Consider the following 23536-nt stretch of genomic DNA (forward strand, 5'->3'; position numbering starts at 1 on the left):
GCCGGCGGCTCAGTCGCCGCCGGCACCCCGGGGTGCAACGGGCAGGCAGGGCGCGCCCCCGCAGGCCAACACCTCGACGGTGACATGCGCCAGATCGTCGCGCCCGGCCAGCAGCGCCTTGTAGTGCCCGGCGGGGCGCGGGTAGTGGGTGACCAGCGAGACGATCACCGCCAGATGGTCCGGTCCCACCTGCCAGACGTGCAGGTCGCTCACCCGGTTGTCGGCGTCGGCCTCGATGCGCCGGCGGATGTCGTCGCGCACCGTCTCGCCAACGCTGCCATCGAGCAGAATGCGCCCGGTGTCGCGCAGCAGGCCCAGGGTCCAGTGGCCGATGACCAGGGCCCCGACGATGCCCATCAGGGGATCCATCCAGGTCCAGCCCATGGTCTTGCCGGCGAGCAGGGCGACGATGGCCAGCACCGAGGTCAGGGCGTCGGCGACCACGTGCAGGAAGGCGGCGCGCAGGTTCTGGTCGCCGCCGGTGTGGGACTCCTGAACATGATGGTGGACATGGTCATGATCGTGGCCGTGGTCATGGCCGTGATGATGGTGGTGGCCACCCCCCTGGTGCAGCAGCCAGGCGCTGAGCAGGTTGACCAGCAGGCCCAGGACGGCCACCGCCATCGCCTCGTCGAAGCGGATGGCCAGCGGCTCGAGGAAGCGCTGCACCGACTCCCAGACCATCATCAGCGCCACGATGCCGAGGCCAATCGCGCTGGCGAAGCCGCCCAGCGCCCCCACCTTGCCGGTGCCGAAGGTGAAACGCGCGTCGTGCCGGTGGCGCCGGGCATAGCGGTAGGCGAAGACGGTCAGGCCCAGCGCCCCGGCGTGGCTCGCCATGTGCCAGCCGTCGGCCAGCAGGGCCATGGAGTTGAACAGCCAGCCGCCGCCGATTTCCAGCAGCATGGCGGCGCCGGTCAGGGCGATCACCCAGACCACCCGGCGTTCGGCCTGACCCTGGTGGGGATCGACGTAGACGTGCTCGTGACGCCAGGTGTCGAGGGAATGGATGTGCATGGGGCGGTTCCGCGGGCTTGACGGCGGGAAGGGGCGGGTGTCGGGGCGTCCCGGAGGGGCGGGCCGTCGCATCATCTCGCCGCGCCGCTTCAGGCTAGCCCCCCGCCGCCCCGGGTTGAAGGCCCCGCCTGTGCGACCAACCGGCACGGAGCCCCCGGGGCCGGATCAGCTCCCTTGCGGGGGATCGCCCTCGGTGTCGAGGAAGGGGGCGGGGCCGGCGCGGCGCAGAAGCTCGGTGGCTTCGTCGACCGGCATCGGGCGGCCGAACAGGTAGCCCTGCACCACGTCGCAGCCCTCGCGCTGGAGCATCTCGAACTGGGTGCGCGTCTCGACGCCCTCGCCGATCACCTTCAGGCCCAGGCTGTGGCCCAGGTTGATGGTCGCCCGGGCGATCACCCGGTCGTTGAAGTCGGTGTCCATGTGGCGCACGAACGACTGGTCCAGCTTCAGCTTGTCGACCCGGAACTGCTTGAGATAGGCGAGCGACGAATAGCCGGTGCCGAAGTCGTCCACGGCCAGCTTGATACCGGCGTCGGACAGCCGGTTGAGCAGGGTGACGGCGGCCTCGGCGTCCTTCATCAGCACGCTTTCGGTCAGTTCCAGCTCGAGGAAGGCGGCCGGCACGTCGTGCACTTCAAGCATGCGGGCCACCTTGTCCGGCAGGTGGCGCTCCTGGAACTGGACCGGCGAGATGTTGACCGCCATCGAGACCTCGCCCAGCCCCTCGGCCCGCCATTTGGCCATCTGGATGATGGCCTGTTCCAGCACCCACTCGCCGATCGACAGGATCAGCCCGCTGTCCTCGGCCACCGGGATGAACCGGGCCGGCGGGATGTTGCCGTGGGTCGGGTGGAACCAGCGCAGCAGGGCCTCGAAGCCGACCACCCGGCGGCCCCGGGTGTCGACCTGGGGCTGCAGGTAGAGGGACAGCTCGTTCAGCTCCAGGGCCCGCCGCAGGTCGCCCTCCAGGCCCAGGCGCAACTGCGCCTCGTCGTTCATCTCGTTGGAGAAGAAGCAGTAGGGTTCGGCGTCGGAGCGGATCACCCGGTACATGGCCATGTCGGCGTTCTTGATCAGGTGGTCGGCGTCCTCGCCGTCCTGGGGGTAGATGGCGATGCCCACGTTGGCCCCGACCCGCACCTCCTGGCCGCTGATCTCCACCGGGCTGGCCACCGTGCGGATGATGCGGGTGGCCAGCGAGGCGGCCGCCTCGGCGTTTTCCAGGTTGGTCTGGATGATGGCGAACTCGTCGCCGCCGATGCGGGCCACGGTGTCGGCGTCGCCGGCGGCGGCGTTGATGCGCGAGGCCACGGTCATCAGGAACTGGTCGCCGGTGTCGTGGCCCAGGGTGTCGTTGACCCGCGAGAAGCGGTTCATGTCGATGAACAGCACGGCCAGCTTGGTGCGCGTGCGGCGGGCCTGGGTCACCGCCTGGACCAGCCGGTCGCGGAACAGCACCCGGTTGGGCAGCCGGGTCAGGGTGTCGTAGTTGGACAGGTAGCGGATGCGCTCGTCGGCCTTCTTGCGCTCGGTGATGTCCTCGTGCACGGCGACGAAGTGCTCGATCTCGCCCGACTGGCCGACCATCGGGGTGACCAACTGGTTGACCGTGTACAGTGTCTTGTCGCGCCTCAGCTCGATCAGCTCGCCGCGCCACACGGCGCCCTTGGTGATCGACTTCCACATGTCGTGATAGGTCGCCAGATCCTGGAACCCGGACTTCAGGATGGACGGCTTCCTGCCCAGCACCTCCTCCGCCGGGTAGCCGCTGAGGCGGCAGAAGGCCTTGTTGACCCACTCGATGGTGCCGTCCGCCCGGGTGATGAAGATGGCGTTGGCCACGGCGTCCATGGCGGTGCCCTGCAGGCGCAGGAGCTGCTGGTCGCGGGTCAGCCTGAGGGCGGCCCCGATGCGTCCGGCCAGACGCTCCAGGCGGCTGATCCGGGCCGGGTCCGGCAACTCGCGGGCAAAGCCCAGGGCGAGCACGCCGACCGCCGAGGCCTGCCCCCACAGGGGGAGCAGCAACAGCCAGCGACAGCCGGCCCGGCGGGCCGTGGCGTGGCTGCCGGGGAGGGTGTCGAGGTCGAGGATGCGGGAGCGCTCCAGGGACAGGATGTCGGTGGTCGAGGCGGTATCGGCGGCAAGCCGGTCCTCGATCCCTTCCGGAACACTCTGCCCGGCCACCCACAGGGCCCGCGGGTTCAGTGATTGGTCGCTCTCCCGGGTGGCGAGCCAGCTCAGGTCGGCGCCGGTCAGGCCGGCCAGGGCCTCGACCACATGGTCGGCCACCTCGCCCAGGCTGGCGCCGCCCAGCACCTTCTGGTCCAACTCGCGGCCCAGGATCTCGATGGTCCGGGCGGCGGTCGCCTCGCTCATGTCGCGGACCACCACCACGAAGAACCGCCGGCCGCCCTGGGTGGTTTCCGAGACCCTGACATCGACCGGCAGCGAGCCACCGCCCTGGCGCATGCCAACGAAGCTGTCCGGCCGCTCGGCGGCGGCTTCGGGGTGGCCGGCCAGCCGGGCCACCAGGCCGCCGAGGGGGTAGTCGTTCTCCTCGTCGGGCAGGATGGTGCTGACCGGCAGGCCGATCATCCGTTCCGCCGAGAGGTAGCCGAAGATGGCGACGGCGGTCGGGTTGACGTCGGCGATGACGCCCTCGCCATCGACCGTCACCACGCCGTCGGCCAGGGTGTCGAGCACGGTCCGCAGGTGGGCCGTGCCGGCGGCGCTTTCCGCCTCCAGTTCACTGACCCGCCGCACGGTTTCCCGGCACCGTTGGCCCTGGAGTCCAGCCGTGACAACCAGCAGCCCAAGCCCACTGGCGACAGCCAGGGTCAGGCCCAGCACCAGCCCCCACGGGCCGATGCCGGACAGGCCGAACAGGAACGGGTAGTCGAGCTTGTGCAACCCCCACAGCGACAGGAGGATGGCCAGCGTCAAGGTCGCGACGTCGCCCGGTTGCCGGTTGTCCAGCCAGTACCAGGCGTTGGCGAACAACATGCCGCCGGAAAACACATAGATCGGCGTGGTGGCGGCCAGGAACTCGGTGCCCAGGCCGACGCTGACCGCGATCCAGGCCAGGCCGCCGCCGAACAGAAGGCCCAGGACGCCAAGTCGCATGGGGCGCTGGAAATACCGTTGGGTGCCGGCAAAAAGCAGGGTCACCGCCGCCAGATGGGCCACTTCGGCCAGGGGGTTGAAGTCGCCGGGAGCAATCCCGGGAGCCAGCCACAGCAGCAGGAAGCGCAAGGCCAAAAGCGCGAAGGCGGCCGACCACAGGATCAGGGCGCGGCGTGGCCAGATGCTGCCGAAGTGCGGGGACAACGCCCCGACGGCGAACAGGGCGGCCCCGATCAGGGTGCCCAGCACGGCTCCGAGAACAAGCCCTAGGGACAAGGCGGAAGCCATCTGGCCGGTGCGTCTCCTGCGCGGATGGGGCGAAGTGGCGGGATACGGCGGGGTGGGGCGTCTTGCGACACCGTTTGGGAGTGTTCTCCGACGCGGCCTGGAAGATTAAGCCTTATTTTCCGCTGGGGAAACCATTGCGTCAGCCCCTGAAGACCAGACCTTCAAAATCAGCCTTTGAAAAACGGCTTGTCGGCGCGCGGTGGACATTTGATCGGACGCGCTGGATGGTGTACTGAAATCTGGCACCTGCCGGCTGCAACGGCGGTACACATCTGGAACCGGGGATTGATGGTGGGATGGGGGCCATGGCCAAGGGACGTGGGTTGGGGGTTGGGATGGCGCTCGTGGCGTTGTGCGCCTGGTTCGGGCCGCCGCCGGCGGAGGCTCGGGAGCCCAACCATTTCGTCAGCGAGATCCAGCTTTTCCTGGCCGATCATCCGCGCCTGCTGGCGCGCGGCAAGATGGACGAGGCGGCCGAGGAAGACATCGGCGCCGCCTTTTCCAACTACCTGCCCCGGGTTGACCTGACGGCCGACTACGGCGTCGATCACATCAGCAGCCCGACCCAGCGCTACAACGCGCCGTTCCACCCCTACACCCACCCGCGCAAGACGGTCGGCGCCACCCTCACTCAGAACCTGTTCGCCGGCAGCGGCAACGCCCTCACCCAGGGCAACGTGACGATGGCCGAATACGGTCACGCGGCCAGCCTGGCGGAGACCGAAAGCGTCCGCCAGGGCGCCCTGTACGAGGCCACCGCGGCCTATCTCGATGTGCTCAGGCAATACCGCCTGCTCGAGGTGGCGCGGCGCAACGAGGCGACCATCAAGCGCCAGCTTGACCTGGAAGACGAGCGAGTGCGGCGTGGATCGGGCATCGCGGTCGACGTGCTGGATGCCAAGTCGCGTCTGCAACTGGCCAAGGAGCGCCGGGTCGGCTACCAGGGCACCCTGGCCGCCGCCCAGGCCCGCTATGTGCAGTACTTCGGCCGGCCCTCCGAGGTTGGCGAGATGACCCTGCCCAACCTGCCGCTGGGCCTGATCCCGGACAGCGTGGACAAGGCGGTCGAGGTGGCCCTGGTCGAGAACCCGGGCATCGTGATGATGGGCCAGACCACCAAGCGCACCGACGAGGGGCGCGACGCCGCGGCGCGCGACTACTACCCCAACGTCGATCTGGAACTCTCCTGGGACTACGAGGACGACAAGGAAGGGGTGCGCAACCACAGCCGCGAATGGTCGATCCTGGTCAAGGCCCGCTGGAACATCTTCAACGGCTTCAAGACCGACGCCACGGTGGCCCGCGCCGCCCACATGCACGGCGCCGCGGTCTATGGCCTGCAGGAAACCCAGCGCACGGTGGCCGAGCAGACCCGCGTTGCCTGGCACACCATGATGGCCCAGCGCGAGCGGGTCGATCTGGTGGAGAACGCCGCCAACATCGCCGCCGAGGTGTTCGAAAGCCGCAAGCGCCTGCTCGATGCCGGGCGGGCCGAGGTGATCGACGTGCTGGACAGCGAGGCGGCCATGGCCAATGCCGAGCTGGCCACCGTCGAGGCCGAGTTCAACAAGCACCTGGCGACCTACCAGTTGCTGCTGGCCATGGGCCGGCTGACCGAGGAAGGCCTGATCGCGGCCAACTGAGGGGTAGGGCCCCCTTTTCCGACACTCCCATCATCCGGTTTCCACGCCCATCCCGGGCGAGGCGGGGCGGCAAGTTGGGGGCTTTGCCCCCAAACCCCCACCGGGGAAGCAGGGCTTCCCCGGACCCCTCCATTCGTTGGTGAACAATCGTTCCCTCTGAACGGGTCGCGTCGTGGTTTTTTTGGTTGCAGGCCAGCTTTGCTGGCCTGCGAAAACAACCGGGGAATGGGCACGCGGCCGGAGCTTGCCCTCCCAATGGTGCAGGCCAAGGCCTGCGTGCGGAAATCCGTCGGCTCGCTCGGCGATCAATGAATGGAGGGGGGCCGGGGGAGCCCCTGGCTCCCCCGGTGGGGTTTCAAAGGGGCAAAGCCCCTTTCATACCAACCGGCGATGAGTTTCACTCGAGCCGAGAGCGAAAAATCGGAACCACTTGGTGGTTCCAGATTTTTCGCTCAAATCGGCTCTACATCTAAGATCGAGAGCAGATCGTGCGAAATCTGAAGCGCTCCGCGATTCACATTTCGCACGATCTGCTCTCATCGCCGGTTGGTGTTTTGCGGCGCCCATGAGAAAGCCGCCCGGCTTCGCGTGCCGGGCGGCTTTGCTGTCTGGGCCGGCGGCGGCCCGGGGGGCCGCCGGGGTCCTGTGTGTTAGCGCGAGTAGAACTCGATGACCAGGTTCGGTTCCATGGTCACCGGGTAGGGCACGTCGGCCAACTGCGGGGTGCGCACGAAGGTGCCTTCCATCTTGTCGTGATCGACGGTGATGTAGTCGGGCACGTCGCGCTCGGCCGACTCAACGGCCTCCAGCACCAGCGGCAGCTGGCGCGACTTGGTGCGCACGGTGATCACGTCGCCCTCGCGGATCATGTAGCTGGGGATGGTCACCTTGCGGCCGTTGACCAGGACGTGGCCGTGGTTGACGAACTGCCGGGCGGCGAACACGGTGGGGACGAACTTCATCCGGTAGACCACGGCGTCGAGGCGGCGCTCGAGCAGGCCGATCAGGTTCTCCGAGGTGTCGCCCTTGCGGCTGTCGGCGTCGGCGTAGTAGCGGCGGAACTGCTTTTCCGAGATGTTGCCGTAGTAGCCCTTCAGCTTCTGCTTGGCCATCAGCTGGGTGCCGAAGTCGCTGGGCTTCTTGCGCCGCTGGCCGTGCTGGCCGGGGCCGTATTCGCGCTTGTTGACCGGACTCTTCGGTCGGCCCCAGAGGTTGACCCCGAGGCGGCGGTTGATCTTGTACTTGGACTCGTGACGCTTGCTCATGAGGTGACGCGTGCCCCTTCGTTGAACAGCATTTTCAATGCTGTGTGAGGTGTTCTTGATGCCGTGGGCGAGGTTGGGGAAGGCCCCTTGTCGCCCCGGCGGCGTTGTGCCCGGTGATCCGGTCCGGTCGGAGCGTGCCTGTCAAGGGGCAGGTCCGGCCGGGGGCGGGGCGCAGGCTTCACGGGGCCGGCCCACATCCCGGGCGGTAAGGCGGCGCATTATGCTGATCGCGCCGCGCTTGTCAAAGGCAAATGGGGCAGATGGGGGGCAAATGGAGGCGCCTCAGCCCTTGGGCCTCATGTCGATCACCCGCTTGGCCTTGCCCTGGCTGCGCTCGATCTCGCCCTGTTCCATGACCAGCACATCGGTGGAGACGCCGATGAACGACTTGATGTGGTGTTTCAGGTCGCGCGCCGCGTTGGCCTTGGCGCTGTCGTCGAACAGGCCCTGGCGCAATTCCACGGCGATGCTCATCTGGTCCAGGTGGCCGTCGCGGCGCACCTTGATCTGATAGTGCGGGGCGAGGCGGCCATCCTTCAGGATCAGCTCCTCGATCTGGGTCGGGAAGACGTTGACCCCGCGGATGATCAGCATGTCGTCCGAGCGCCCGGTGATCTTGTCCATGCGCCGCATGCTGCGCGCCGTGCCCGGCATCAGACGGGTCAGGTCGCGGGTCCGGTAGCGGATCACCGGCATGGCGATCTTGGTCAGGCTGGTGAACACCAACTCGCCGATCTCGCCGTCGGGCACCGGCTCGCCGGTCTGCGGGTCGATCACCTCGGGGTAGAAGTGGTCCTCCCAGATGTGCAGGCCGTCCTTGGTTTCGATGCACTCGCTGGCCACCCCGGGGCCGATCACCTCCGACAGGCCATAAAGGTCGATGGCGTCCATGCCCAGCCGGCCCTCGATCTCGCCGCGCATCTGCTGGGTCCACGGCTCGGCGCCGAACAGGCCCAGGCGCAGGCTGCAGGTGGCCGGGTCCAGGCCCTGGCGCTCCATCTCGTCGGCGATGACCAGCATGTAGGACGGGGTGACCATGATCACGTCGGGCCTGAAGTCGCGGATCAACTGGACCTGACGCTCAGTCTGGCCGCCCGACATGGGGATCACCGTGCAGCCCAGGGTCTCGGCCCCGTAGTGGGCCCCCAGGCCGCCGGTGAACAGCCCGTAGCCATAGGCCACATGAACCAGATCGCCGCGCCGGCCGCCGGCGGCGCGGATCGAGCGGGCCATCACCTGGCCCCACATGCTGATGTCCTCGCGGGTGTAGCCGACCACCGTCGGCTTGCCGGTGGTGCCCGAGGAGGCGTGGATGCGCACCACCTGCTCGCGCGGCACGGCGAACATGCCGAAGGGATAGTTGGCCCTCAGATCTTCCTTGGAGGTGAAGGGGAACCTGGCGAGGTCGGCGATGCTGGTGAAGTCGTCCGGATGCACACCCTTGTCGCGGCACTTGTTCCGGAAGTGCTCGACGTTCTGATAGGTGTGGGTCAGCGTCCATCGCAGGCGCTGGGTCTGGACCGCCGTGATCTCGTCCCGGGTGGCGATCTCGATGGGGTCCATTTCCCCTTCGAGGGGCCGCTTGTGCAGGTTCATCCCGGTCATGGCTCGTCTGTCTCCCCCGATGGCGCGCGGCCCGGTGTTGGTTCGCTGTCCCCTTGGCGCGGCGGTGTCGCATATTCCCGGCGCGAAATGAAGCAGGGAAGAAAGCACTCCTGGGCGGGTTTTTCAATGCCGAGGGACGCCGCCCGGGAGTTAAGTTCAGTCAGGAACCAGTCGATCCAGGTCCCCGGGCGGGAAGACATGGCCCTGGATGGTGCGCGAGTTGCCCCGGAACAGGGCCAGGGTGTCGCCGTGCTGGTTGGTCACCTTGACGTCATAGACCCCGTTGCGGCCGATCAGGCTGGCCTCGCGCGCCTCGGCCACCAGCACGTCGCCGGCCTTGCCGGGCGCGGTGTAGGTGATGCTGCACGAATGGGCCACGGTCAGCATGTTGTGGCTGTTGCAGGCATAGGCGAAGGCGCAGTCGGCCAGGGTGAAGGTGATCCCGCCATGGGTGGTGGCGTGGCCGTTCAGCATGTCCGGGCGTACCGGCATGGTCAGCCGGGCAAACCCGGGGCCGACCTTCTCGATGCTGATGCCGAAGCTCTTGGCCGCTTCGTCGCGGGCCATCATGGCCTGGGCGACGGCCTCGGCGATGCGCTGTTCGATGGGCCGGGCAAAGGCGCCGTCGGCGCCATCGATGGGGGTTTCGGTCATCGGGCGGTGTCCAAAGGTTCAGCGGCCCTTGAAGTCGGGCTGGCGTTTTTCCTTGAAAGCGGCCACGCCCTCGGCGTGGTCCTCGCTGCGGGCGGCGATCTTCTGCAGGTCGCGCTCCATGTTGAGTTGGTGGTCCAGGTTGTGGGTGGCGCTGTCGTGCAGGGCCCGCTTGGTCAGGCCCAGGGCGACGGTGGGCAGGGCGGCCAGCCGGGCGGCCAGGGCGCTGGCCTCGTCGGCGAGGGCGTCATCGTCGACCACCTTCCAGATCAGCCCCCAGGCCAGGGCCTGTTCGGCCTCCAGCGGTTCGCCGAGCAGGCACAGGCCCATCGCCCGTTGCAGGCCGACCAGCCGGGGCAGCAGCCAGGTGCCGCCCGAATCGGGAACCAGGCCGATCTTCGAGAAGGCCTGGATGAAGCGCGCCGAGCGCCCGGCCAGCACCAGATCGCAGGCCAGCGCGATGTTGGCCCCGGCCCCGGCGGCCACCCCGTTGACCGCCGCGACCACGGGGAACGGCAAATCGCGCAGCGAGCGGACCAGCGGGTTGTAGTGATGGTCCAGGGTCTGGGCCAGATCGAGCGGGCGTTCGCCGGGGCCGGTCTCGCCCAGGTCCTGGCCGGCCGAGAAGGCGCGCCCGGCGCCGGAAAGCAGCAGGCAGCGCACCGACTCGTCCTGGCGCACCTGCTTCAGGGCCTGGCGCAACTCGCCGTGCATCTGAATGGTGAAGCTGTTCAGCTTGTCGGGGCGGTTCAGGGTCAGGCGGGCGACCCCATCGGCGATCTCAAGGCGAATGGTGTCGTAGCTCATTAGGTAACTCCGGGTGGCGGAACGGACCCTCAGGATCGGGCCGGGCGGTTCGGAATGCAAGGCATCGACGGTTGCCTGACGGGCTCTGGTCAGGCGCCGCCGGATGGCGCAGGATGGCCGCCGCCCCACGTCCGCCAGCCGGAGACCGCCCGCACCATGCCGACCTACGAGATCGAGGGGGTGCGCCCCGTCATCGACCCCACCGCCTTCGTCCATCCCGACGCCGTGCTGATCGGCGACGTGATCATCGGCCCCGGCTGCTACGTGGCGCCGGCCTGCTCGCTGCGCGGCGACTTCGGACGATTGATCCTGAAAGCCGGCTCGAACATCCAGGACAATTGCACGATGCATGGTTTCCCCGGCACCGACACGGTGATCGAGGAGGACGGCCATGTGGGGCACGGCGCCGTGCTGCACGGCTGCGTGGTCGGGCGCAACGCCCTGGTCGGCATGAACGCCACGGTGATGGACGGGGCGGTGATCGGCCCCGAGTGCATCGTCGCCGCGGCCAGCTTCATCAAGGCTGGCTGGCAGATTCCGGCCCGCTCGCTGGTCGCCGGGGTGCCGGGGCGCATCGTGCGCCAGGTCAGCGATGAAGAGTTGGCCTGGAAGGAGGAGGGCACCCGCGAGTACCAGACCCTGACCCGGCGCAGCCTGGCCTCGCTGAAGCCCTGCGCGCCGCTGAGCGAGGTCGACGCCGAGCGCCAGGAACGGCGGGTCGAGGCCGGCGACGCCGAGCCGCTGTTCGCCCGCAAGAGCCAGGGCGGCAAGGATTGAGCCGGCGGGGGGGATGTCCCTATACTCGCCGGCGGGTGTTGTTTGGCAGCCGGGGGCGCCATGACGGGCAGGGCAGCGGACGAGACGGCCGGGAGGGGAAGCCCCTCGGCGGGTGACCCGCGCGACGCCCTGGCCGCCGCCCTCAGGCGCAGCGGCGACCTGTTCCGCGACCTCGCCCTGGCCCACGCCGACTGGCTGTTCGAGCTGAACGCCGATCTCGACTTCATGTGGATCGCCGTCGGCAACGGCGGCTCGGCGTCGCTCGACCGGCTGATCGGCCGCCACTGGTTCGACGCGGTGGCCGAGGCCGAGGAGGACGGTCTGGCCAGCCATCGGGCCCAACTGGCCAACCGCCAGGGTTTCCGCAACCACCGTCTGTGGCTCGAGGTGCCGGGGCAGGGGCGGCGGCTGGTCCGGGTCAGTGCCCGCCCGGTGCGCGACGCCGCCGGGGTGTTCGCCGGCTATCGCGGGGTCGGGGTCGACATCTCCGACCAGGCCGAGGCCGAACGCCGGGCCGAGGACGCCGAGCGGCGGCTGGTCCGGGCCCTGAACAGCGCCGCCGGGGCGGTCGCCATCTGGAGCCCCGAGGACCGTCTGGTGATGTGCAACGAGGGCTTCGTGCAGCTCCTCATCCCCGGCACCCGACGGGCCGAGCTGACCGGACGGACCTTCGCCGAGGTGGCCTGCCTGAGCCCCCTGTTCCAGCAGCAGGATCGCCACGAGGCCGACGCCTGGCTCAGGATGCGCCGCGACAGCCACGCCCAGGCCGACGGTGAGCCGGTCGAGTTGACCCTGCCCGACGGGCGCCATTTCCTGGTTCGCGAAAGCCGCACCGAGGATGGCCAGACCATCGGCATCTATGCCGACATCACCAACCGCCGCCTGACCGAGGCGGCGCTGGCCGAAAGCGAGGAACGCTATCGCACCCTGATCGAGATGATCCCGGACGGCATCATCGTGCTGGGGGGCGGGCGCATCCGCTTCGCCAACGCCGCCGCCGCCCGCCTGCTCGGCTTTGTCACCCCGGGCGAGATGACCGGCTGGCCGATCTGGGATCTGGTGCCGCCGCGCAGCCGGGCCGAGCTGGAGGACATGGTCTCGCGCACCGAGGGGCTGGGGCTGTCCGGCACCACCTTCGAGGCCCGTCTGCGCCATCAGGGCGGGCGGCTGGTGGTGGCCGAGATTTCCACCGCGCCGATCCATTTCGCCGGCCACCCGTCGACCCTGGCCGTGCTGCACGACATCAGCCGCCAGCAGGAAACCCAACGCCAGTTGATCCAGGCCGCCAAGCTGGCCACCTTGGGCGAGATGGCCGCCGGCCTGGCCCACGAGCTGAGCCAGCCGCTCAACATCATGCGCATGTCGGCCGATGCCGCCCTGCTCAAGATGGAGCGCGGGCGGGCCGATCCGGCCTACCTGCGCGAGACCTTCCAGGTGCTCTCCGAGCAGGCCGGGCGGATGGGCGAGATCGTCCAGCACATGCGGGTGTTCAGCCGCCCGGACATCGGCCCGGCCACCCTGTTCGATCCCCGGGTGACCATCCGCCAGTCCAGCGCCATGGTGCGCAAGCAGTTCGCCCTGCAGGGCATCGCGGTCGACCTCAGGATGCCACTGGATGGCGAGATCCAGGTGCTGGGGCGGCCCATCCAGTTGGAGCAGGTGATCCTCAACATGCTGACCAACGCCCGCGACGCGCTGCAGGAGAAGGGCGCCGCCGAGCCGGCGGGCAGCGCCTTCGAGCCGGCCATCACGCTGCATCTGGCGGAAGTCGGTCAGCAGGTCCGCATCCGCATCGAGGACAACGGCCCGGGCATCCCCGAGTACGCCATGGACCGCCTGTTCGACCCCTTCTTCACCACCAAGCAGGAAGGCAAGGGAACCGGTCTTGGCCTGTCCATCAGCTATTCGGTGATCGCCGGCATGGGGGGCTCGCTGAACGCCCGCAACCTGAAGCAGGGGGCCGAGTTCACCATCCTTCTGCCGCTCGCCCGGGCGGCCCAGGGCGAGCCCCCGCCGGGGGCCGGCGCCCTGGCGGCCCCGCGTCGACAGCGAACAACCCGGCGGCCGCCCCGGGTGCTGGTGGTCGACGACGAGCCGGCCGCCGCCGACCGGGTGGCCGAATTCCTGACCGAGCGCGGCATCATGGTCAGTCGGGCGGCGGACGGGGCCAGTGCCCTGGCCCTGGCCGAGGAGAACGATCCCGACCTGGTGCTGACCGACCTCAGGATGCCCGGCCTGCACGGCAGCCATCTGATCGCCGAGTTGGCCGAGCGGGCGCCCGATCTGCCGGTGGTCATCCTGACCGGCCATCTCGAGGACAGCGACGGGGTGGCCGCCGCCGGGCCGACGGTGCGCCACGTGCTGTTCAAGCCGCTGTCGCTGTCGCGGCTGGCCGAGGTGGTCGACGAGGTGCTCGGCCCGACCCGTGAGGGCGGTGACGGGGGCGGCCAAGGCAACGGTTGAATCCCTTCGTGCAGTGCCGATAATTGCAGCCAACCCAGATCTGGAGTGAAACCACCGACATGCGGGTTCTTCTGGCCGACGATCACCACCTGGTCCAGCACGGCATGCGCCCCTTCCTGGAGGAACTGGAGCCGGGGACCGAGGTCCTGGTGGCGGCCGATTTCGCCGGCGCCATGGCCGGCCTGAAGGAACAGGGGCCGTGCGATCTGGCGGTGCTCGACCTCAATATGCCGGGCATGGAAGGCGGCGACGCCATCCGCCAGATGATGACCGCCCATCCGGAAATGCCGGTGGTGGTGCTGTCGGGCTCGGTCGATCCGGAGGACATCCTGCATTGCTATCGCCTGGATGCCGCGGCCTATCTGCCCAAGACCATGAGCGGCCCAGCCATGCTGGCGGTGCTGCGTCTGGTGCTGACCGGCGAGCGCTTCTTTCCCGCCTTCATGCTGGAGGCGCCGGCCCGGCCCCTGGTCAAGGGGCGGCCCGGCGGCGAGGCGACGCGGGCCACCCTGTCGGCGGGCGGCGAGCCCGGTGGCGAGGGGCCGCTGGCCCGGCTGTCGGTGCGCGAGGCGGAGATCCTGGGCCTGATCATCGACGGCGGCACCAACAAGGAAATCGCCCGCCGGCTGGAAGTGCAGGAGATCACCGTCAAGGTGCACCTGCGCAACGTCTACCGCAAACTGGGCGCGGCCAACCGGGCCCAGGCGGTGCGCATCGCCCTGGAACATGGGTGGCTGGAGCGCAACGCTTCCTGAAAAAACCTCTTGAGACCGACGGGCTGGCCGGCTTGCGGGTGGACTTCGGGGGCCCTTTGAGAGTATCGGAGGGTCGGCGCCGACTCGATTCTCGGGCGAGTCGGCCGCCCTTCCCGGGAGCGCCTTCCGGGACCACACGCAAGCAAACCAGGGGCTGGGCATGGTCTGGAACGACGAGCGGATCGAGGAACTGAAGCGTCTGTGGGCCGAAGGGCTGACCACCGGCGAGATCGGCAAGCAACTGGGCGTTTCCAAGAACGCCGTGGTCGGCAAGGCCCATCGCCTGGGCCTCAAGGGCCGGCCGAGCCCGATCAAGCGGGTCAAGACCCCCGGCAAGGCGGCGGCCGAGCCGGAACCGCGCATCCACTCCATGGTCGATCTGTCGCACAACACCTGCCGCTGGCCGATCGGCGACCCCAAGGAGCCGGGCTTCCACTTCTGCGGCAAGCCGACCCTGCCCGGCAAACCCTACTGTGCCGAGCACGCCGCCATCGCCTATGTCTCCGGCGGCAAGAACCGCGACGACAGCGCCGCCTGACGGGAACTCCACTCAGCCGGCTTCCCGAGCCACCGGCTGGCCCGGCTTCCAGTTGAGGTGAAGCCACAGGGCGAGCATCCCGCCGGCCCCGGCGATGGCGGCGCTGACCACGAAGGCCCCGCCGCCCAGGGCTTGGTAAAGATGCCCCGAGGCGAGCATCACCAGCCCCATCACCAGCCCCATGGCAATCGACGAATACAGGCTTTGCGCCCGCACCGTCAGGCCGCCCGGCACCGCCTGACGGATGAAATGCATGGCCGCCAGATGGGTGCACCCGAAGCTGGCCGCGTGCAGGGTCTGGGCCGGCAGCAGGATCAGGGGGTCGGTGGTCGCGGCCAGGATCAGCCAACGCACCACCCCGGCCCCGGCGGCGGCCAGCAGCAGGCCGGCCGGGCCCAGCCGGCGGACCACCGGGGCGCCGAAGGCGAACAGGGCGATCTCGGCGACCACGCCGATGGCCCACAACACGCCGATCAGGTTCTCGCCCAGCCCGGCCGCCTGCCAGTGCAGGGTGCCGAAGGCGTAGTAGACGGTGTGCCCGGCCTGGGCCAGACTGGCCGCGCCGAGGAAGGCCAGGAAGCGCCGGTCGCCCAGCAGATGGCGCCACGGCGGCGTCGGGCCGGCGCGGCGCGGGCTGGGCGGATCGGGCAGGGTGGGGGCGATCAGCAGGCACAGCCCCAGCCCGCCGAGCATCATCCACAGCACCAGGGCGGGCGAGTGGTCCTCCAGCAGCCAGCCGCCCCAGGCCGCCGCGGCGATGAAGCTCAGCGAGCCCCACAGACGGATGCGTCCGTAGTCGACGCGGCGGCCCGGATTGGCCTCGACGGTCGACAGGGTCAGCGTCTCGGCCAGCGGCATGAGGGCGGCGAACAGGCCCCAGCCGATCACGTTCAGGCCAAGCAGCAGGAAAAACCCGTCGGCGAAGCTGAACAGGGCGAAGCAGGCCAGGGCGCCGGCGGCCAGGGCGATCATGGTGGCGCGGCGGCGGCCGTGGCGGTCGACCAGATGGCCGACCGCCGGATTGGTCACCACCTTGGCCCAGAAGGCCGACGAGAGGATGACGCCGATCTCGGTCTCGGACAGGCCGCGCCACTCCAGCCACACCGGCCAGAACGGCAACTGGGTGCCGATCACCGAGAACAGGGCGGCATAGAACAGCGACAGCCGAAGGGCGGCCAGCCGGGGCGGCGGGCTCATGGCGCCGGGTCCACCGGATCGCCCACGGCCAGCCCGAGAACCCGCGCCGCGTGCCCCTGGTTGACGGCGATTTCCAGCAAGCCCAGGCTGTTGGCGTAGACCAGCGGCTGCCCGACCGGGACCTCGCCAAAGGTGCCGGCGCGCGGCAGCGGGCGACCCTTCACGGTCAGCGGACCGGCATGGTGGCTGGCCCGCAGGCCGGTCATCAGGTTGCCGAAGGCGTCGATGGCGATCACCCGGGCCCGGTCGCCGGCGCCCTCGGGCAAGGCGACGGGGGGCGCGTCCAAGGGGGCCAGCAGCCGCGCGGGGGCCTCGCCGGCGAGCAGCCGGGCGGCCACCGGGGCGAACAGGTCGCGGCCGTGGAAGCTGGCCGACAGGTGGTCCGGGCGCCAGGAAATGGCGAACCAGTCGGCCTGTCGGGCCCGTCCGCCGACCACCGACAGCAGGCCGTTGTCGGGCCCGGTCAGCCAGCGCCCGTCGGCCTTGAGGGCCAACGGCCGCCGCGCCGTGCCCACCCCGGGATCGACCACCGCCACCACCCCCTCGCCGGGCGGGATGTGGCCGACCAGGGCGGCTAGCAGGTGGGCCGCCGCCGCCGCATCGAAGGTGGGGGCGTCGGCGAGCAGGGTGACCGGTGTCACCGGCGGCGCGGCGCGGTGCACGGCGGCGTGCATCTGGCCCATGTAGGGGCCGGCCAGACCGAAGTCGGTGAACAGATGGAGCAGCGGCATCTCAGGGGCTCTCCGGGCCGCGCCGCCCGGCTCCCAGGATGGCCACCGCGCCGGCCACGCACAAGGCGGCCAGGGCGGCGAAGGCCAGCGGATAGCCGCCCGGCGTGGCCAGCAGCAGGGCGAACAGGGCAGGGCCGACCACCACCCCGGCAAAGGTCATGAACAGGGCGCCGCCGGTCGCCGCCCCGGCCTCGCCCGGCGGGGCATGGCGGGCCACCTCGGACAGGAACACCCCATTCCAGCCGATGGCGGCGGTGCCGAGCAGGGTGCCCAGGCCGGCGACCATCAGCCACGGCCAGTCCGGCCCGGTCAGCCCGAAGACCACCGCCCCGCCGGCCATGCCCAGGCCGAGCAGGAACAACAGCAGGTGCGGCGCCACCCGGCGGTCGGCCACCCAGCCCCAGATGATGCGCCCGACCACCCCGCCGCCCTGGGTCAGCGACAGAACCAGACCGGCATCGACCAGACTCATGTGGGCCTCGGTCTCCAGGAAGGTGACCAGGAAGGTGCCCAGGCACAATTGCATGGCGGCGAAGGCGAACGAGGCCAGACCCAGGCGGCGCAGCGCCGGGGTGCGCCAGATCAGGCGGATCGGCCCGGCCAGCGCGGTGATGCGCAACGGCGCCCGGGGCTGGCGGTCGCGGTCCAGGGCCGGGCGCACCGGCTGCACCAGCCCGGCCAGCACCAGACACGCCGCGCCCACCGCCAGGGCCGCGCCCTGCCAGCCGCCCCACAACACCAGGGGTGGGATCAGGGCGCCGGCCAGCACGCCGCCCAGCGGCACGCCGGTCTGCTTGATGGAGAACATCAGGGCCCGGTTGCCGGGCCGGGTGGTGGCGGCCAGGATGTGGCTGCTGGCCGGGGTCACCGGGCCGTAGCCCAGGCCCAGCACCCAGGTGCCGACAAGCACGGCGGGCAGCGCCAGCAGGACGGTGGGCAGGGTGGCGCTGAAGGCCATCACGGCCAGTCCCAGGCCGGCCAGGACCAGACATGCCTGGCTCACCCGCATGGCGCCGAAGCGCGCCATCATCGCCCCGGAGGCCAGCGAGGCGACCATCGCCGCCATGTACAGGGCCGACATGTAATAGCCGACGGCGCTCGCCGGCAGGCCCAGGTCGGCGCTGGCCGGGCCGGCGAACACCGGCGGGCTGAGGGCGGCCATGGCGACCAGTGACTGGACGGCGGTGGTGGCGCCAAGCACCGCCCATGGGCCAGGGGTGGGGGCGCTGGAGGGGGCGGGGGGCACGGGGCGGGGTCCTCTGGTGGGGAGCATCCTCCTTTCCTAAATGGAAGTGACTTGCAGGAAAAGCACCCTGACATCGACTCTGGACGCCAAGGACACCTGCCCGATGACCGCGCTCGATCCGATAACAGGCCCCCCCGCCAACCCGCTCACCGCCGGCCACGCCGAGATGATCGCCTGGCGCCACGACTTCCACCGCCACCCGGAACTGGCCTTCGCCGAGCACCGCACCGCCGCCCGGGTGGCCGAGTTGCTGCGCGGCTTCGGGGTCGATGAGGTGACCGAAGGGGTGGGGCGGACCGGCGTGGTCGGGGTCATCAACGGAACCCAGGGTGCTGGCGCCACGGTGGGCCTGCGGGCCGACATGGACGCCCTGCCGGTGGTCGAGGCGACCGGGCTCGACTATGCCTCCACGCACGCCGGGGTGATGCACGCCTGCGGTCATGACGGCCACACCACCATGCTGCTCGGCGCGGCCCGCCATCTGGCCGAGCGGCGTGACTTCCCGGGCCGCGTGGTGCTGATCTTCCAGCCGGCCGAGGAGGGCCGCGCCGGGGCCCGCGAGATGCTTCAGGACGGGCTCCAGGAACGCTGGCCGATGGACAGCGTGTTCGGCCTGCACAACATGCCCGGCGTGCCGGCCGGCAAGCTGGTGGTCTCGCCGGGGCCGGTGATGGCCGCCGCCGACCGCTTCGACATCACGGTGCGCGGGCAGGGGGGCCATGCCGCCCTGCCGGAGCGCTGCCGCGACCCGGTGGTGGCGGCCAGCGCCCTGGTCCAGGCCCTGCAGACGGTGCGCGGCCGCGAGGTGGCGCCGGATGCCACGCTGGTCCTGTCGGTGACTCGCATTCAGGGCGGCGAGGCCTTCAACATCATCCCCGACGCGGTCGAACTGTCCGGCACCGTGCGCTACTTCGACCCCGGGATGGGCGAGGTGGCCGAGGCCGCCATCGGGCGCATCGCCCAGGGCATCGCGGCGGCCCACCGGGTGGAAATCGAGACCAGCTACCGGCGCGGCTACCCGCCGACCATCAACCACGAAGGCCCGGCCGACCTGATGGCCCGGGCGGCGGCCGATCTGCTGGGCGCCGAGAACAGCGGCCCGCAGCCCCGGCTGATGGTCAGCGAGGATTTCTCGTTCCTGCTCGAGCGCATTCCCGGGGCCTATGCCTTTCTCGGCAATGGCGGCGAGGGCGGCGAGGGCGGTGAAAAACTGGGCGCCTGCGGCCTGCACGCCCCGACCTACGATTTCAACGACGCCATCCTGCCGGCCGGCGCCGGCGTGCTGGCCCAGGTGGCCCGGGTGGCTCTGGAGGAGGCCGCCGGGAAAGAATGAGCGCGAAGCTGATCTCGGTCCCACTCGCTTGCCGATTGACTTTTCAGGAAAGATCGTCTACCTAAAAAATACTGACCCGGGGAAAGTGCGCCTATTTGGTGCCTTCCCGGGTCTTTTCATGTGATCCATCGCCCCAACCCCCGCCCGGCCCCGCCGCCCGGCGGGGTTTTTTGTGCCCAAAGCGACTGCGGAGACCTCGCCATGTATCCCACCCCCTTGCGTCCCTCCACCAAACGTCGCCCCCTGAACCTGCTCGCCCCGGGCAAGAGCGAGTGGTTCGACCTCGACGGCCCGGTCGGCGCCACGCCCGCGTCCCAGCGCAACCAGCGCCAGGACACCCTCAAGCTGGAAGTGGGGCTGGCCAATGCCGGCCATCTCGACTTTTCCAAAACCAAGGGCCCCACCGGCTACTGGGGCCAGAAGGAAGACAAGGCCCTGCGCGCCTTCCAGCAGGACAACGGCCTGAAGGTGGATGGTCTCGCCAATCCCGGCGGCCCCACGGTGAAAACCCTGGAAAAGAGGGTGGGCCCGCGCTTGGCTCCCTTTTCGCCGCCCACTCCGGACGACGTGGACCATCACCACAACACCCTGACCGAACCCGGGAAAGGCCATCTGGTCACCGAGCCGCCGGCGCTGGGGCTGGCGGGGCTGGAGAGGATACTCCTCCCCCTGCCGGCCGAGCAGGCGGCGGCCAACCAGCGCACCGTCGAGGCCTTGCTGGGCGCCGTGGACGATGGTGACCTTCCCGATTGGGCGGCCAAGGGGATCGCGGACGCCCCGGACTCGCTGCCGGTCTGGCAGGACATGTTTCTGCGCCTCAACCGCCACGACCCCAGGCGCGCCAACCTCACCGCCTGGGCCATCCTGGATCGCCTTGAGCCCCAGATCGCCCACCTCCTCCTCGGCCGGCCGCTCCCCGACAAGATGCCCCTCGGCGTCCTGAGCGACGAAGCCGCGCCCCGCCTCCTCAACGCCAAGACCGAGACCACGACCGAGACCAAGGGCGCGGACAAAAATCCCAAGCACGTGGGGGCCGACGTCCCCTCCGTGGATAAAAACGAAAGCCCACAAGTCGCGGACCAACCGCCAGTCGCAGCATCCCATCCCGAAAGCCCTCGGAGCAAAACTGCTGGCATGTCGACCAACCCGACCCCGAGCCTAGCAGAGCCCCCTCAAGGTATGGTCAACCCGTTCGAGATGTACAAAAACATGGCATTTCAGGAGAAGGGCTCAGGGCACTGGGGTGTGCTCATTGATCACCGATCCGCAGCCATAAGGGGCAAAGCGATTGCAGATGAGGTAAGTGAAGTGACCAAACAACGCTATGGAAGGGACAACCCCGGTCTGGGCGGCGGCGAAGGGGATGCCTTTCGGCACGCTTTGTGGAGCTATCGGATGACCAGGGAACTGGGTGCCGAGGTGGCCAAGGAGATAACCGACGCTCACGAACGCCACACATTGGACACCAATCCGATGGGAGATCGCCTGATGGACCTCTACAACAATCGCATCGGCCGACTACTGGCCCAGGATCCCGGCAATCGCGACCGTCCTGACGAAGAGGTGGTCCTGGAAGCCATTCAGAACGGCCATCTCCAACTTCAGCCCTTCGAGGTCGACCCCCTGTTCAGTTCCGGCCTTGAGGGCTACAATCAAAAAAGAAACGATTGGTACTGAAATCTCTAATGACGATCTGGCAACCAGGGACGGTGCGAAAAACGTTGCTTGGCCTTGCCGGCCTTGCCGGCCTTGCCACGGCGCTTTGCCTCATCGTCCTTGGTGCCGCTGTTAGCCGCCAATGCGCCAGCAACCATCTGGTCGTGTTTGGCAATGTCTCTGAGGAAACGGTGGTTACCATTTCGGTGGGCCCGCATGATGTCTGGTCGGGTCGACCAACCGGCAATCTCGTCCGTTTGGACTACTACCTGCCCCCGGTCGAGGAGAGCTATTACGTTGTCGTCGATGACGGCACCGGCAGCGAGCCGGACCGCTACCGGTTTGGCTACGTGCTCCCATTCTTCAGCGAGACCCTTCATCTTGCCGTTGGCGACGAAGGAATCATTGTTGGTGGTGAGAAGGGTGGGCTGACTGCGCAAACCCGCGACTATCTGAGCTGTACCGACGATTTCGTCTACAAGCGCCTGCGCGCGCGTCTTGGATCGTAGGCTCCGCCTTGGTCCTCGGCGGCGTTGCTGCCCGTCGCCGCCGACTAATGGTCCTACGGCCCGGACAGCGAGAAGCACCGGGCCGACGCCGAGGCGGTTCTGGACAAGACCGCTCAAGGCGTGCGCGATCTTTGGGGCGAGGCATTTGGCGGCGCGGAAGGCCCTGGGGTGGCCTCGCGCACCGACATCGCCGATCCGCCGGCGCCGCTGCCGCCCTTGATCCCGCCGGATGCCGCGCCACCCCGCCTTGAAGGCTTTCCGGCCGATCCGCCGGGCGAGCGCGACGGCCGGATCGCTGATCCTCCCACCGAGGACCTCCCCGACCCCAGCCCCCAAGGCCGGCCGGCCGAACCGCGCGATTGGCGCGATTCAATCTATAACAGCGACAAGGATGGCTCGGAGCCCCCAGGCAAACCTCCGGCGCCCTACTCCAAAACCAACATCCCCAAGCCCGACCAGGCGGTGCTGGGCTCCGACAAGGCCCGGGCCGAGTTCGAGGCCTGGTGGGTCCGCGAAGGCTACCTGCGCGCCGAGCAACGGGACAAGGACCCCCATACCCCGGTCGCTCCCTCAGAGAGTCACTTCTGGAAAAGCCGTGAAAAAACAACGCGGATTGGGAAACTTGACACCCGCAAAAGTGCGGACGGCACGTTGATTTATCAATGGGACCGTGGGGGTGCCGGGCGACACCAGTCGGAGATCGAGGTCTACCGCAAGCGCGGCAACAAAGCCTATCACGAGGGCACTCTTGATCCCTTGACGGGAACCTGGAAAACTGAGACCGATCCCAAAACCGGAAAACAACGGACCAAACGCAACCCCAAGCGCTGGCTGGACCTGTCCTTTTATGACCAAGATGGACGATCTCGGGTTGTCTGACGAGATGATGGCGGCGCTGTCGGACGACAGCGTCGCCATCGCTTACGAGCCCACTAGGCGCCATTTTTCGCCTCTTCGCATAGAAAAGGGTCTGCCGCCTGTCGATTTGTATGAAAAAATAAAGCAATTTGGATCAACGGGGGATTCCTGCATTCTCGAATACTGTCCCTGGACGGGCGGCCGTCTTGTAGAGTATTTGGGCGATGAGTGGATGGAGACGGCCTTCCAGCTTGCCGAGGACACCAAGTTCGATTGGGGCGAATACCGGAGAGACCCCGACTCGATCCTGAACTGGCTGCCCTCGTGCATGCACTCGGATGCCTGGTGGCGCAACATGGGCCTTCCCATCACCTATCCCAAGCCCCCCGACCCCACCCAGACAGAGCGCCTGACCAGCGAAGGCCTCAAGATCGTTCTGGACAGCCGGTACCACACTCCAACAGTGCAGTCGCCCGACATTCCCCCGGCAGTGATCTACGAGGACTTCAGTCAGCACGAACCCCTCGGCCCGCCGGCCGAGGAAATCGAGTATCCCCAGGATCCCGAAGCCCCCGGCCTCAGCCGCTGGAACGCTGAGCCGCCCCATCGTTGCGCTGATACCGATATGGTCTGGTGGTCGTATAAGACCATGTACGCCTATCTGCCGCACACCCGGGAGTTCGGCATCCGCATCCTGGACATCCACCGCCCGGTGGATCATCAACCCATCCGCATCAAACCGGTGCGCTACTGCCCCTGGTGCGGCGAGCGCCTGCCGCCCGGCCTGCGCGGCGAGTGGGCCCGGCGGGTCAGCGCCCTTGGCCTGGCGGTGCCGCTTGACCTCAACCCCATCACGCCGCCGCCCGACCTGCCCGCCGACCTCGCCTCCGACGCCTGGTGGCGCAATGCCGGATTGTAGGGCGGCGGTTCGAACGAGGCGGACCCGTCGCCAATGCCCACCATGCTGTGGCGGCTAAGCTCTGGACTCATAATCCCGCATCCAGAGTCGTGTTGAAGCCAACATGACAGCGGCCAAGAAGTTCTGTGCCGACTTTTCGAAGCGGGTGGCGATCC

General features: G+C 68.8%; 19 protein-coding genes. 10 read left to right on the plus strand and 9 right to left on the minus strand.

What is annotated here, in order from left to right; translation table 11 throughout:
- Positions 1-9: 9 nt before the first annotated feature.
- Positions 10-1017 carry a CDF family Co(II)/Ni(II) efflux transporter DmeF gene (dmeF, locus tag BLR95_RS12800; protein WP_092620806.1) on the minus strand — a complete coding sequence of 336 codons (1008 nt, stop codon included), beginning with the start codon at positions 1015-1017 and terminating at the stop codon, positions 10-12.
- A 165-nt stretch (positions 1018-1182) separates the two neighbouring features.
- Positions 1183-4428, minus strand: coding sequence for a sensor domain-containing protein (locus tag BLR95_RS12805; RefSeq protein ID WP_092620809.1), 3246 nt, complete (start codon positions 4426-4428; stop codon positions 1183-1185).
- A gap of 344 nt (positions 4429-4772) precedes the next feature.
- Here BLR95_RS12805 and BLR95_RS12810 point away from each other — a divergent pair, with 344 nt between their 5' ends.
- Entirely contained in the window at positions 4773-6071 is a 1299-nt protein-coding gene (locus tag BLR95_RS12810; RefSeq protein WP_218119555.1) for a TolC family protein, read from the plus strand.
- 650 nt (positions 6072-6721) lie between these two features.
- Here the strand turns inward: BLR95_RS12810 and rpsD are convergent.
- The 4 genes from rpsD to paaG all read right to left on the minus strand — a co-directional run bounded on the left by rpsD (position 6722) and on the right by paaG (position 10399).
- On the minus strand, positions 6722-7336 hold the full coding sequence (rpsD, locus tag BLR95_RS12815; RefSeq protein ID WP_092620815.1) for a 30S ribosomal protein S4: 615 nt from the start codon (positions 7334-7336) through the stop codon (positions 6722-6724).
- 282 nt (positions 7337-7618) lie between these two features.
- On the minus strand, positions 7619-8941 hold the full coding sequence (gene paaK, locus BLR95_RS12820; protein ID WP_092620818.1) for a phenylacetate--CoA ligase PaaK: 1323 nt from the start codon (positions 8939-8941) through the stop codon (positions 7619-7621).
- Between the two features lie 156 nt (positions 8942-9097).
- Complete coding sequence (gene paaI, locus BLR95_RS12825; RefSeq protein WP_092620821.1) at positions 9098-9595, minus strand: hydroxyphenylacetyl-CoA thioesterase PaaI; 498 nt, start codon at positions 9593-9595, stop codon at positions 9098-9100.
- Between the two features lie 18 nt (positions 9596-9613).
- A complete protein-coding gene (paaG, locus tag BLR95_RS12830) occupies positions 9614-10399 on the minus strand; it encodes a 2-(1,2-epoxy-1,2-dihydrophenyl)acetyl-CoA isomerase PaaG (RefSeq protein ID WP_092620824.1) in 786 nt (261 codons plus the stop codon).
- A 156-nt stretch (positions 10400-10555) separates the two neighbouring features.
- Here paaG and BLR95_RS12835 point away from each other — a divergent pair, with 156 nt between their 5' ends.
- The 4 genes from BLR95_RS12835 to BLR95_RS12850 all read left to right on the plus strand — a co-directional run bounded on the left by BLR95_RS12835 (position 10556) and on the right by BLR95_RS12850 (position 14932).
- Positions 10556-11176, plus strand: coding sequence for a phenylacetic acid degradation protein PaaY (locus BLR95_RS12835; RefSeq protein WP_092620827.1), 621 nt, complete (start codon positions 10556-10558; stop codon positions 11174-11176).
- A gap of 60 nt (positions 11177-11236) precedes the next feature.
- Positions 11237-13639, plus strand: a complete 2403-nt coding sequence (locus BLR95_RS12840) for a PAS domain S-box protein (RefSeq protein WP_092620830.1) — start codon at positions 11237-11239, stop codon at positions 13637-13639.
- 59 nt (positions 13640-13698) lie between these two features.
- Positions 13699-14394 (plus strand): response regulator transcription factor, encoded by a 696-nt coding sequence (locus BLR95_RS12845; RefSeq protein ID WP_092620833.1) that lies wholly within the window; start codon positions 13699-13701, stop codon positions 14392-14394.
- 160 nt (positions 14395-14554) lie between these two features.
- Positions 14555-14932, plus strand: a complete 378-nt coding sequence (locus BLR95_RS12850; protein WP_092620836.1) for a GcrA family cell cycle regulator — start codon at positions 14555-14557, stop codon at positions 14930-14932.
- 12 nt (positions 14933-14944) lie between these two features.
- Here the strand turns inward: BLR95_RS12850 and BLR95_RS12855 are convergent, their stop codons facing one another.
- Genes BLR95_RS12855 through BLR95_RS12865 form a run of 3 tightly spaced genes read right to left on the minus strand, consistent with a single transcriptional unit; the run spans position 14945 to position 18106 of the window.
- Positions 14945-16129: an MFS transporter gene (locus tag BLR95_RS12855; RefSeq protein WP_092620839.1), complete on the minus strand. Its 1185-nt coding sequence runs from the start codon at positions 16127-16129 to the stop codon at positions 14945-14947.
- A complete protein-coding gene (locus BLR95_RS12860; protein ID WP_342720026.1) occupies positions 16126-16860 on the minus strand; it encodes an SAM hydrolase/SAM-dependent halogenase family protein in 735 nt (244 codons plus the stop codon). Before BLR95_RS12860 ends, BLR95_RS12855 begins: the two co-directional genes overlap by 4 nt.
- 1 nt (position 16861) lies before the next feature.
- Entirely contained in the window at positions 16862-18106 is a 1245-nt protein-coding gene (locus BLR95_RS12865; RefSeq protein WP_218119556.1) for an MFS transporter, read from the minus strand.
- Between the two features lie 103 nt (positions 18107-18209).
- On the opposite strand from BLR95_RS12865, the gene BLR95_RS12870 reads away from it, so the two are divergent.
- From BLR95_RS12870 to BLR95_RS12890, 5 genes are all read left to right on the plus strand, one after another.
- Positions 18210-19439, plus strand: coding sequence for an amidohydrolase (locus BLR95_RS12870; protein WP_092620845.1), 1230 nt, complete (start codon positions 18210-18212; stop codon positions 19437-19439).
- Between the two features lie 201 nt (positions 19440-19640).
- Positions 19641-21116 carry a peptidoglycan-binding domain-containing protein gene (locus tag BLR95_RS12875; protein WP_092620848.1) on the plus strand — a complete coding sequence of 492 codons (1476 nt, stop codon included), beginning with the start codon at positions 19641-19643 and terminating at the stop codon, positions 21114-21116.
- 8 nt (positions 21117-21124) lie between these two features.
- Positions 21125-21604 (plus strand): hypothetical protein, encoded by a 480-nt coding sequence (locus tag BLR95_RS15570; RefSeq protein ID WP_143131003.1) that lies wholly within the window; start codon positions 21125-21127, stop codon positions 21602-21604.
- A gap of 120 nt (positions 21605-21724) precedes the next feature.
- Positions 21725-22483 carry a hypothetical protein gene (locus tag BLR95_RS12885; protein ID WP_143131004.1) on the plus strand — a complete coding sequence of 253 codons (759 nt, stop codon included), beginning with the start codon at positions 21725-21727 and terminating at the stop codon, positions 22481-22483.
- On the plus strand, positions 22452-23381 hold the full coding sequence (locus BLR95_RS12890; RefSeq protein WP_143131005.1) for a DUF6980 family protein: 930 nt from the start codon (positions 22452-22454) through the stop codon (positions 23379-23381). The genes BLR95_RS12885 and BLR95_RS12890 overlap by 32 nt, the downstream gene beginning before the upstream one ends.
- Positions 23382-23536: the final 155 nt, after the last annotated feature.

Source organism: Roseospirillum parvum (genome assembly GCF_900100455.1).
Taxonomy (GTDB): domain Bacteria; phylum Pseudomonadota; class Alphaproteobacteria; order Rhodospirillales; family Rhodospirillaceae; genus Roseospirillum; species Roseospirillum parvum.